This window comes from Pseudoalteromonas sp. Ld19, from assembly GCF_045064135.1.
Taxonomy (GTDB): Bacteria; Pseudomonadota; Gammaproteobacteria; order Enterobacterales; family Alteromonadaceae; genus Pseudoalteromonas; species Pseudoalteromonas aliena.
Window position 1 is genome coordinate 421417 of sequence record NZ_JBISHA010000011.1, and the last position, 12076, is coordinate 433492.

Annotated in this window: 7 protein-coding genes; 3 read left to right on the forward strand and 4 right to left on the reverse strand. The window is 36.6% G+C overall.

What is annotated here, in order from left to right:
* Positions 1 to 5: 5 nt before the first annotated feature.
* A complete protein-coding gene (locus tag ACJJVZ_RS03305) occupies positions 6 to 3053 on the reverse strand; it encodes an FAD-binding and (Fe-S)-binding domain-containing protein (RefSeq protein ID WP_405598126.1) in 3048 nt (1015 codons plus the stop codon).
* A 144-nt stretch (positions 3054 to 3197) separates the two neighbouring features.
* Between ACJJVZ_RS03305 and ACJJVZ_RS03310 the strand changes: the two genes are divergently transcribed.
* Positions 3198 to 3407, forward strand: a complete 210-nt coding sequence (locus tag ACJJVZ_RS03310; RefSeq protein WP_405598129.1) for a PGPGW domain-containing protein — start codon at positions 3198 to 3200, stop codon at positions 3405 to 3407.
* A 70-nt stretch (positions 3408 to 3477) separates the two neighbouring features.
* Here ACJJVZ_RS03310 and ppsA read toward each other — a convergent pair whose 3' ends face one another.
* A complete protein-coding gene (ppsA, locus tag ACJJVZ_RS03315) occupies positions 3478 to 5853 on the reverse strand; it encodes a phosphoenolpyruvate synthase (protein ID WP_405598132.1) in 2376 nt (791 codons plus the stop codon).
* Between the two features lie 155 nt (positions 5854 to 6008).
* On the opposite strand from ppsA, the gene ACJJVZ_RS03320 reads away from it, so the two are divergent.
* Entirely contained in the window at positions 6009 to 6818 is an 810-nt protein-coding gene (locus ACJJVZ_RS03320) for a pyruvate, water dikinase regulatory protein (protein WP_077535338.1), read from the forward strand.
* Positions 6819 to 6879: 61 nt separating this feature from the next.
* Here ACJJVZ_RS03320 and ACJJVZ_RS03325 read toward each other — a convergent pair whose 3' ends face one another.
* On the reverse strand, positions 6880 to 8229 hold the full coding sequence (locus ACJJVZ_RS03325; RefSeq protein ID WP_273047892.1) for a class II 3-deoxy-7-phosphoheptulonate synthase: 1350 nt from the start codon (positions 8227 to 8229) through the stop codon (positions 6880 to 6882).
* A 955-nt stretch (positions 8230 to 9184) separates the two neighbouring features.
* Between ACJJVZ_RS03325 and ACJJVZ_RS03330 the strand changes: the two genes are divergently transcribed.
* Positions 9185 to 10060, forward strand: a complete 876-nt coding sequence (locus ACJJVZ_RS03330) for a DNA replication terminus site-binding protein (RefSeq protein ID WP_405598136.1) — start codon at positions 9185 to 9187, stop codon at positions 10058 to 10060.
* Positions 10061 to 10130: 70 nt separating this feature from the next.
* On the opposite strand, the gene ACJJVZ_RS03335 is transcribed toward ACJJVZ_RS03330, so the two are convergent.
* Entirely contained in the window at positions 10131 to 11345 is a 1215-nt protein-coding gene (locus tag ACJJVZ_RS03335) for a replication protein A (protein WP_193156747.1), read from the reverse strand.
* Positions 11346 to 12076 lie beyond the last annotated feature (731 nt).

Below are 12076 nucleotides of genomic sequence, written 5' to 3' on the forward strand. Positions count from 1 at the left end.
AGATTTCACTTAATTAACTCTGCCAGTAACTCTATTGGATGCTTAGGCTTAAATTTTTCATAACGTTTGACTTGGCTGCGACACGAAAAGCCGGTAGATAAAAGTTGCTCTGGTTTATTTTTATCTACAATTGGTTTCCAACTCATTTCGTAAAGCGCACGTGAGTTATCTTGATTTTGAGCTTCGTGGCCATAAGTTCCCGCCATTCCACAACAACCTGTATTTGTTGTTTTTAATGTTAAACCAATATCATTAAAAATTGTTTGCCATACATTTGCGGCTTTTGGCAGTGCAGTTGTTTCAGTACAGTGACTCAATAATGTAAATTCGGTATCTGTATTTTGCTTTGCGCTTAGTAATTTAAACGATTGTGTTTCTAACCACTCATGTGCAAGTTGCACGTTAAATTCACCACGGTTATTTTCTAAAATTGTATTATATTCATCGCGATAACACATAACGAGTGACGCATCTAAACCGACTAAGGGCGCATTTATATCATTTAATTTATTTAAAAACTCAGCAGCATTTTTTGCTGTTACTTTAAACTCATGTAAAAAACCTTTTACGTGCTGAGGTTTACCATTTGGTTTAAATGGTAATAGCATTGGCTTTTTGCCAAGCTGGGTTATTAAAGTAATAAAACTTTCTACTAGTTCGGCTTCGTAAAAACTCGTAAATGGGTCTTGTACTATTAATACATATTCACTTTGTTGCTCTGCATTTAATTTATTTAATAAATCAAAATCGAATTTTTGTGCTTTAGTAATACGTTTTGAAAGTGCAGGAATGCTTAACTGTGGTGTATCAACATAACCAACCGTTTTTTTAATAACATTGCTTACTAATGATGTTTTAACAATTGGGTTTACTACTTTAGCGAACTTTGCCATTAATGGCGCGCTGTTTTCTATATTGCCAACAAGGTAATCTTTTAGCGGGCGCGCATAATAACTATGATAATAATTTAAAAAGCGCGAACGAAAAGTGGGTACATCTACTTTTATTGGGCAGGCAGTTGTACATGCTTTACATGCTAAACACTCATCCATTGACGCTTTTACTTCGTGTGAAAAGTCGTAAATACCTTTTCGTTTTTCGCGGCTGTGAACAAAACGTTCCCACCAAGTAATTACTTCACCCTTGTTAAGCTGTTTTTCTACTTCTAGTAAATCTACATCTTTTGACTCTTGAAGGCGTAACCATTCGCGCATTAAACTTGCACGTCCTTTTGGTGAATTACGACGATCGCCAGTCACTTTATACGATGGACACATAGGTGAATTTTCATCGTAATTAAAGCATATGCCATTACCATTACAGGTCATTGCATTGTTAAAACTAGTTTTAACTTCTATTGATATTTGCTTATCGAAGTGCGATCTCTTTTGTCCATCTACACTAACTAGTGAGTCTTCACTATCGATAGGGGTGCATATTTTACCAGGGTTAATGCGATTGTTAGGGTCGAAAGCTGTTTTTATTTTACGAAGTTGTGTATATAAATGCTCACCAAAAAATTCAGGACTATATTCGCTTCGGTAACCTTTACCGTGTTCACCCCACATTAAACCGCCGTATTTAGCGGTGAGTTTTACTACTTGATCTGAAATAGTTCTAAGTAGTTTTTCTTGCTCTAGGTCACACATATCAAGTGCCGGACGTACGTGTAAAACGCCCGCATCAACATGACCAAACATACCATACTGTAAATTATGACTGTCGAGTAATGCTCTAAATTCGACAATGTAATCTGCTAAGTTTTCAGGTGGTACAGCGGTATCTTCTGCAAAAGCGAGTGGTTTTTGACTGCCTTTTACATTACCTAATAAACCCACTGATTTTTTACGCATTGCGTAAATTTTTAGTATATCGCTTTTATCACTAGTTAACTGATAACCAATAACGCCATTAGTTTGATTTGCTACGCATTCGTCTAGAAGCTTACAAAGCGTGTCCACTTTGTCTTTTATATCATCGTTCGATACTGCATTAAACTCGACCATGTTCAGGCCTTGCATATCTTTATTTGGTACATCGGTTATTAAGTCCGATACTAAATTCCAGATGATATCTTCACGCGCTAAGTTTAAAACTTTGCTATCAACGGTTTCTACCGATGTTGCGCGTGCATCGACTAAAAATGGTGAATGGCGTAATGCTGAGTCGAAACTATCATACTTGATATTTATAAGGGTTTTAAATTCAGCAATAGGTGTGAGGTTTAATTTAGCTTCTGTAACTATGCCTAATGACCCTTCTGAACCGGTGATTAGTCGGCTCATGTCAAAAGTAAGTAAGTCATCACTTAGTACATGCTCTAGGTCGTACCCGGTTAAAAAACGATTTAACCGAGGAAACTTAGCTAAAATAGCAGCGCGTTCATTAATCGAAATATCTAAAACTGTTTTATATAAATTACCAATTAGTGAGTCTTGATTAGCTATAATTTGTGCTTTGTCGATATCTATTGGGGAGGTGCACATAGGTGTGCCATCAACTAAATAAGTTGTAAGCCCTAAAACATGGTCACTTGTTTTTCCGTAAACTAACGAACCTTGCCCCGAAGCGTCAGTACTTATCATGCCACCAATAGTTGCCCTGTTACTGGTAGATAAATCAGGTGAGAAGAAAAAGCCATAAGGCTTTAAAAAATCATTAAGTTGGTCTTTTATGACGCCGGTTTGAACGCGTACCCAACCTTCTTCTACATTAATTTCAAGAATTTCGCGCATATAGCGTGACAAATCTACAACAATACCAGGTGTTAACGATTGACCATTAGTGCCTGTTCCACCGCCACGAGGACCAAACGTTAGTGATAAATACGGGTCACGAGATGTTGTTTGCAATGCGAGTTGAATATCTTTTTCGTTTTTTGGAAAAATAACACCTTGCGGTATTTGCTGGTACACACTGTTATCGGTTGAAGCAGTAATACGCGTTGCATAACTTGCATCGGTATCTCCGGTAAAACCTTTATTTTTAATGGTACTTAGGTAATTAGCGACAAGTTCTGTCGCGGCATCTTGCTGTGTAATTGTTGCTATCATGACGGCGATATTTTAGGGCATTTGGCTAATTATATCATGGTGATGGCGAATAGAAATTGAAGATTTTACAGTTTGTAACACTTTTTAGTCGATTTTAATCAAGCTTAAATTATACTCAAGTTAACCATTAGCGAGGCGTGTTATATGAAAAGATTACTATTACAGATCATTGGTGTGTTATTTATTTTGCTAGGATTATTTTTTGCGATTGTACCTGGTCCATCACTCATATTTTTTATGGCAGGTTTATTATGTTTTTCGCCTTACTATCCTAAAGCACGACATTACTTATCACTGTGCCAAAAGGCATTAACTAAGTCGTGTGCCTATTTGGATAAAAAATTAGCACGCTAATTTACTTTTAATTTAACAAATAAAAATGCCAGCAATAAATTGCTGGCATTTTTTATAGCTTACATACTTGTTACTTTGCTAATTTTTTAGCTAGGTACAACCATGTTTCTATTACTGTATCTGGGTTTAATGAAACAGAGTCAATGCCCTGCTCTACTAACCATGCTGCAAAGTCTTCATGATCTGAAGGACCTTGTCCACAAATACCAACGTACTTTCCTTTTTCTTTAGCTGTTTTAATAGCCATAGAAAGTAGCTTTTTAATTGCTGGATTACGTTCATCAAATAAATGTGCAATTAAACCAGAGTCACGATCAAGACCAAGCGTTAGCTGTGTTAAATCGTTAGAGCCGATAGAAAAACCATCAAACATTTCTAAAAATTCATCAGCAAGTAATGCATTTGAAGGTAGCTCACACATCATAATTACTTTAAGACCATTTTCGCCGCGTTTAAGGCCATGCTCTTCTAGTAATTCTATTACGCGTTTGCCTTCTTCAAGGGTACGTACGAATGGGATCATGATTTCTATGTTTTGCATATCCATTGTATTTCTAACGCGTTTAATAGCTTCACATTCTAGTGCAAAACAATCGCGGAAGTCTTCAGAGATATAACGTGCGGCACCACGAAAACCAATCATTGGGTTTTCTTCTTCCGGCTCGTATTGCTGGCCACCAACTAGGTTTGCGTACTCGTTTGATTTAAAATCAGACATACGCACAATTACACGCTCTGGTGCAAAAGCACACCCTAGAGTAGAAATACCTTCAACCAGTTTTGTTATGTAAAACTCCACTGGTGATTCGTAACCGGCAATCATATCTGTGATTTCTGCTTTTAATGCATCTGTTTGAGCATCAAAATTTAATAACGCTTTTGGATGAACGCCAATCATACGGTTGATAATAAATTCAACTCGCGCAAGGCCAACACCCGCATGCGGTAAGCGTGCAAAGTCAAAAGCACGATCGGGATTACCCACGTTCATCATAACTTTCATTGGCAGTTCTGGCATTTTATCAACGCGCGACGTTAGTATTTCAAAATCTAAAATACCTTCGTAAATAAAGCCGGTATCGCCTTCAGCGCACGATACGGTTACTTCTTGACCCGCTTTAATTAAATCAGTTGCGTTACCACAACCAACAACTGCTGGAATACCAAGTTCGCGTGCAATGATTGCCGCATGACACGTACGTCCACCACGATTTGTAACAATCGCTGCAGCACGTTTCATTATTGGTTCCCAATCTGGGTCGGTCATATCGGTTACTAAAATGTCGCCTACTTGTACCTGATCCATTTCTTTGATTGAATCAAGAACACGCACAACACCGCTACCAATTTTATGACCAATTGCACGGCCTTCAACAACAACGTTGCTTGTGCCATTTAATTGAAAACGTTCCATTACGTTAGAATCTTCGTTTGAACGTACAGTCTCTGGACGTGCTTGAACTATATATAGTTTGCCGTCGTTACCGTCTTTTGCCCATTCGATGTCCATAGGACGACCGTAATGTTTTTCGATGATTACAGCTTGCTTGGCAAGATCTTGCACTTCTTCATCTGTAATCGAAAATTTATTACAAAGCTCAGGGGCAACATCAACGATGTCTACTTGCTTACCGTGTGCTTTATCTTCTGAGTAAATCATTTGAATGGCTTTAGAGCCAATGTTACGACGCACTACTGAAGGTTTATTTTTAAGGAGTGTTGGTTTATGAACATAAAACTCATCAGGGTTAACAGCGCCCTGTACAACCATTTCGCCTAAGCCATAGCTTGATGTAATGAATACAACATCTTCAAAACCAGATTCAGTATCGATACTAAACATGACGCCAGATGCTGACTTATCAGAACGTACCATGCGTTGAACACCAGCAGACAATGCTACACCACGGTGATCGTAACCTTGGTGAACACGGTATGAGATTGCGCGGTCGTTAAATAATGAAGCAAATACGTGTTTAATAGCGACCATAACTGAATCGATACCGACAACGTTAAGGAAAGTTTCTTGCTGGCCTGCGAATGATGCATCTGGCATATCTTCAGCAGTAGCTGATGAACGTACTGCAAACGAAACATCTGCTGCTGTATCGCCGTGGAGTTGGCTATATGCGTCGCGAATGGCTTGATCTAGATTTGGTTGAAATGGTGTGTCGATTATCCATTGGCGGATATCGGCACCGACTTTAGCGAGTGTATTTACATCATCAACATCGAGAGTATCTAAAATGTCGTGAATTTTAGCGGTGAGTCCTGATTGATCTAAAAACTCATTAAAAGCATCGGCGGTAGTTGCAAAACCACCCGGTACTTGTACACCAGCGTTTGCTAGGTTTGAAATCATTTCACCAAGTGACGCGTTTTTACCGCCAACTCGAGGAACATCTTGCATACCAAGCTCTTGATACCAGAGAACGTATTCTTGCACGGATCTTTCTCCAAAAAAACAAATTGTAGGTCTAACTGTGAGAGTTAAGAAAGAAAACCTTTTATAAAGGCCACGCACATTCTACACTGGCAATAGTCCTCACGTAAACCGTGAGAAACCCATTTTAGGGATTAAACGTAATAAAAAGGTTAATTATGAGAACTGCTTTTTATATATCAGATGGAACAGCGATTACTTCTGAGGTTTTTGGGCATGCAACTTTATCGTTGTTTCCTATCGATTTTAATCATAAAACCATTCCTTTTGTAGAAACAGAAGAAAAAGCGCACGAGATTAAAGCGTTAATTAACGCCACCGCTGCAAAAACAGGCGAGAAGCCGTTTGTTTTTTTCACCTTTGTTAATCATAGTTTGAGTGAAATTATTAAATCGGCTAATGCAGTTACCTATGATTTTTTAACTACATACAGTGAAAAAATAGAAAAAGAGCTTAATGTAGCTCCAGTGCCAAAAATGCATCGAACACATTCTATTCATGAAAAAAGTTACGACTTTAGAATCGATGCGGTTAACTATGCACTTATGAATGATGATGGGGGTAATATTAAAAACTTTTCTGAGGCTGATATTATTTTAATTGGTGTTAGTCGCAGTGGTAAAACACCAACAAGCTTATATTTAGCACTGCAGTATGGCATTAAAGCGGCTAATTACCCTATTACAGAAGAAGATTTGGATAACGAAGGTTTACCAAAATGTTTAGTCCCTTATAAACATAAGTTGTTTGGGCTCACAATTGACCCTGAAAGATTGGCTGCAATTAGACACAGACGTATGGCTAATTCTAAATATGCGTCTATTAAGCAGTGCCGTATTGAGGTGCGTGAAGTTGAGATGCTTTATAAGCGTCATAAAATTGCTTATTTTAATTCTACACATCACTCTGTTGAAGAGATTTCTGCAAAAATATTGATAGAAACAGACTTAGAGCGACGTAAGTACTAACTTAGCCATTTAAATTAAGCATAAAAAAAACCGCAACTAAGCGGTTTTTTATATCAAACTATTATTTACGTGCGTCTTTTAGTAAATCAGCCACTAAAAAGCCTAACTCTAATACTTGGTCGGCGTTAAGACGTGGATCACACTGCGTTTTATACCGCTGTGCTAGGTCATCATCAGATAAACCGTAAGCACCGCCTGTACACTCTGTAACGTGCTGGCCTGTCATCTCAAGGTGAACACCCCCTGCGTACGACCCTTCAGCTTTATGTACAGCGAAGAACTGGCTGATCTCGCGCATAATATTGTCGAAGTTACGTGTTTTGTAACCTGATGTCGCTTTTTCAGTGTTACCGTGCATTGGATCTGAGCTCCAAATTACTTTTCGACCTTCTTGCTGAACTCTTCTTACTAGCGCTGGAAGTTTTTCAGGAAGTACATCTGCACCCATGCGTGTAATAAGTGTCAAGCGACCAGGAATGTTATTTGGGTTTAATGCATCAATTAAACGAATTAGGTCGTCTGGGTTCATACCTGGACCAACTTTAACACCAATAGGGTTTTTAATACCTTTGAAAAACTCAATATGTGCATGATCTAGTTGACGAGTACGTTCACCAATCCAAACAAAGTGAGCAGAACAATCGTACCAGTCACCCGATAAGTGGTCACGACGAGTAAGTGCTTCTTCATAGCCTAGTAGTAAAGCTTCATGAGAAGTGTATAAATCGGTTTCTTTTAAGCTTGGCGCAATTGTAGAATTAATTCCGCACACTTCCATAAATTCTAGTGCGTCTTGAATTTTATCTGCAAGTTGTTGGTATTTTTCTTTAAGCGGGTTTGCTGCAACAAAACCCATATTCCAACGATTAACTTGGTGAAGATCGGCTAATCCACCTTGCGCGAACGCTCGTAATAAATTTAACGTTGCAGCGCTGTGGTGATATGCTGTCATTAAACGTTGTGGATCGGGTACACGTGCTTCTTCAGTAAACTCGATATTATTAATTATATCGCCACGATAAGATGGTAAAGACACGCCATTAATTGTTTCTAAGTCTGCTGAACGAGGTTTAGCGTATTGACCAGCCATACGTGCTATTTTAACAACAGGGCATTTTCCGCCATACGTGAGTACAACAGCCATTTGTAAAATGGTTTTAAATGTATCGCGTATATTAGCAGCGTTAAAATCGCTAAATGACTCGGCACAGTCACCACCTTGAAGTAAAAAGGCTTTGCCTTCGCACACATCTTCAAGTTGCTTGAATAAGCTTCGGGTTTCTTCAGCAAAAACTAAAGGCGGAGCCGTTTTTAATTGGCTTTCTACTGATTCTAGTATTTCTTGATCTGGATACTGTGGTTGCTGCAGTATTGGCAGCTCTCTCCAGCTATTTGGGTTCCACGGTTGCATGTTCTTTTCCTCATTCCTACATTACCTGATACAAAGAAATTAACGTATGCACTACCCTTTGTTCAAGGACTAAATTCACTATTTACCAATTATTTAGTTATGAGATAAGTATAAAAGCAATCTTACTTAACCAAGGTGGTTATATAGCAAACACTTTATTTTTAATTATATAAAGATAAAACATTTAAATACAAGGAGTTAAAGGCAAATATTTACAGTTTAAACGCATTGAGAATAAATTGTACGTAAGGGGATGTTATACGCAACTTAGGTAGGAACACATCATACTTAAAAAATGAGTTCTGTACTCTTAACTTTACGCGACTGATTAATTAATAATTATCAAGTGCTATGTGCAGATCTTAATGTATGATATGAGCGTTTTAGTAATCATTTATCTGCGCTTTAAATTTCAGACGCATAGTCTTGTAAAATACTCGTATGCGGGACTATATTCACAAGCGCAACAACTTAAGGCTAAGATTACGCCATTTAGTATTCTCTTCCAACTGATAGTGTTACTTAACAATTAGCCATAATTAAAATCCCTTCCGCTAGAATCATCTTTAAAGAGCAACTAAAGTCAAAAAGTAATTGTAATTGAGGTCATGGTAAGCTTTAGCCAGATCACCGTATCGCCAATACGGTATAATATGAGTCAGTAATTATAAATAATAAGACTGTTAGATAAATACTTTAAATTACATAACTCCGATTAACTCATTTTCTAAACTTAGTTTTATCACCTACACATAGTTAATTTAATAGCCTTTTAAGATATGACAAAGTTAGGAGTTCAAGCGTTTTTATTTGTTCACCGTTACAATAAAGAACACATCATACTTAATTGCTATTTATAACAAATTTAGCACTGAGTAAAATTTATTATTTATTTAGACAAAGCAAAGTACATGTAATAACATGAGAATAGTAAGATGTGTTCTTTAGAGGTTTTATGGTAACCAAAGTACAAATTAGAAGTCAGTTTGACTTAATGAACGAATTAACTCTAAGATTGATTGAAGAATTAAAAGAATGTGAATTCTCCAAAGCAGAATATTATCAGTTACCTGATATTAGTAGCTTAGATGAAAAAAAAGTGCCTGAATCGATATTAGTAACAAAAATTTCAGGAGAACTAGCTCAAAAAGCAATACTAAATTCTTTTTCTGATATTTATAAAAAAGCGGAGTTGAGTAGTCGTGTTTTAAAAAGACACCCTGGTTTATTAGTGATAAAAAATGCAGATAAACAAGCTTTAAACAACAGAATAGCGCAGGTGAATAGAGCAAAATCTACTTTCAAAGAGTGTATTTTAGCTATTGATAATAACGATGCTCGTTTTGAAGCAGTCCATAATGCTATACCAAATTTAATTACATTAGCTGCATATAGAAAAATTCATAGTGAAAGTGAATCACCTTTTTCAGTTAGATTTACTTGGATGCATAAACACGCTACAAAAACGCTAACAAAAAAAATGGCACTGGACATGCTAGAAAAATCAGCCAGTTACCGCAACCCTAGAATGATAGATCAACAAAAGTGGCAATCGCTTGTTGCGCAGGAAAAAGTACGTGTAGCTAGTTTAGGAGAAAAAGAGAAACTGAGAATACGCCGCCCTACTCGCGTAAGCCCACAGGTTAATGTGCGGTATACAGCAAAAAATAGATATCACGTTAGTGCAGCATTACCATTTATTTTAATTAACCCAGAACCTGATGTAAAACTAGGTATATTAGCTAATTACGAAAAACCACTAAGCCATCCACGAAAACGTGAATATGACTTTTTAGTAGATAGGCTTTACTTAGAACAAGTAGATAAATAGTTATGTTAAAAAGGCCACATTATGTGGCCTTTTTAGTTAAGTACTTAGATAAGAAAAAATAGTCTTTCTACTACTTCTCTACTATCTCATCAAGTTTGTCTTCGTCTATTAAAACAGCGTTTTCTACGATACGTTTACCACCTTGAATTTCAATACGTTTATTATGCTTATTCAATGTCAGTATTTCGTCACAAAATTGGTCAGATGGATGCATTTCATAGGTGTAATCAATAATATTGCCTGTTTTATCATCTTTTACATTTGTTATGCTGTATTCTGATATTGCACCTTTTTCTATCAAATCTTTCATTGTCGTTGTCATATCGCGGCGTAATGCCTTTAGCTTATTTTCCGTAATATTATCGGTAGAATAAATAGAGCCGTACTTTTCCATAATAGAAAGTAATCTAAAATGATATGTTTTGCCTGGTGCGGCATAACGCCAAAGATGATATAAACGCAGCATCATCCAGCGCGATAATCCACGTTTAAGTTCTTGTGCGCTGTTAAAGTAATATCCTTTGTATTCAAGGTTATCAATCATGTTGTGAACAAACGCATTTAAACAGGCTACACACTTAACATTGCCGCCTTGACCTTTTTTACCACTAAAATGTAGTGACGATAAAAAGTTCATGTTTGATTCGTAAAAGGAATCATCAATGTCTGAATTTTTGGTGTCTGTTGCAGAATATTTAAACGAAAGTTTAGAACCTTGAAGCGCCTCGAGAGATTCTTTAATTGCTGGGTACGGCATTGACTGCCCAACAGCTTTAAGTTCTTGCGCTAACTCGTTCATAGAAAAAACCACAGCATATTGAATACCGGACTTAAAATTAATTTTTACTATTTTACCTTTTGACGCTAAACGGATTAGTGCGCGTTCTACTTTTTCTTCTCTGTCTGATGGCCAAACTAAATATTCAACATCTTCACCATCTTTGCGCGTACTTACTACGGCAGGTGTAATTTTAATTTCACCATCGTATAAAATACCATCTACCTTTTCTGATATTTTACGGGTAATGATTGTTTTTTTCGGAGCTTCTTCAAGCGGCAATTTTTTATGGCCAGAGCGAACAAAGCGTCCCCATAAATCATAATGATTAAACGTATTTGAATAAGCACGTAGTCCATGGGCAGCATTTTCAATAGAAACGCGAACATCTTTATTATCAGTAAATAGTGCTAAACTTTCGTTATCAATTGCACTTTCCACCCCGTGAATTTGGCCTCTTAATGTATCAGGCAAGTTATCTACCGAGATGTTGACCTTTCGGCTCATTGTTCTTATTTCCATTTTTTATTGCGACAGCTAATAACAACACATAAACAAAGAAAAGTTAAATGTTTAAGTTAGTATAAAAGTGATCCGACTTCAAATAATCTATTCAGATCACTTTTATACTAAGTAGTGTTGATTTTTGATATTTTAAGATCAATATTATACTAACAAGCGAACTATAAACCGACTTTTTACTAACTCAGCCGTTATTTTGTCCATTGTAATTGTTATTTTACCAAATTAAGCACGACAAATACCGTTTAAAAATTGTTGCCCTGTGGATAAAGGCATATTGAGTTAGCATAGATCTGATCTGTACTTACTACAGATCAGATCTATACTAATTAAAGCTACCGTTTGCTGCACTAGGAGGTGCATAACTTTATAATTTACTTAGTAAAAAACTGATCTTACGGTGTATTTTTGTTCATAAGTTAAGGAGTAAGCTGTGCATAACTCACTTTCAAAATTACAGCTTAGTAAAAAGGTGATCTGAGTGTTAATAAAGATCTGATCTTAACCAAGTATAAAGCTGATCTGCTTTTAAAGTTATTATTTATATTTATCATGAGGTTACATAGTAATTTAAGGTGCTTAACCTTTACTACCTTATATATTTAACCACCTTTAAACTTCTTTATTTATACTAAGCAATATTAATGGTGTAAAAATATTATTAGATGTCTACTTTTTAAAACGCATGTCGCTATAAATAGTTGTTTACAGCTAAT

Bases quoted from the DNA above. Each gene is read 5' to 3' on its own strand.
- ACJJVZ_RS03305 (WP_405598126.1), bottom strand. From the start codon at position 3,053: ATGATAGCAACAATTACACAGCAAGATGCCGCGACAGAACTTGTCGCT.
- ACJJVZ_RS03310 (WP_405598129.1), top strand. From the start codon at position 3,198: ATGAAAAGATTACTATTACAGATCATTGGTGTGTTATTTATTTTGCTA.
- ACJJVZ_RS03320 (WP_077535338.1), top strand. From the start codon at position 6,009: ATGAGAACTGCTTTTTATATATCAGATGGAACAGCGATTACTTCTGAG.
- ACJJVZ_RS03325 (WP_273047892.1), bottom strand. From the start codon at position 8,229: ATGCAACCGTGGAACCCAAATAGCTGGAGAGAGCTGCCAATACTGCAG.
- ACJJVZ_RS03330 (WP_405598136.1), top strand. From the start codon at position 9,185: ATGGTAACCAAAGTACAAATTAGAAGTCAGTTTGACTTAATGAACGAA.
- ACJJVZ_RS03335 (WP_193156747.1), bottom strand. From the start codon at position 11,345: ATGAGCCGAAAGGTCAACATCTCGGTAGATAACTTGCCTGATACATTA.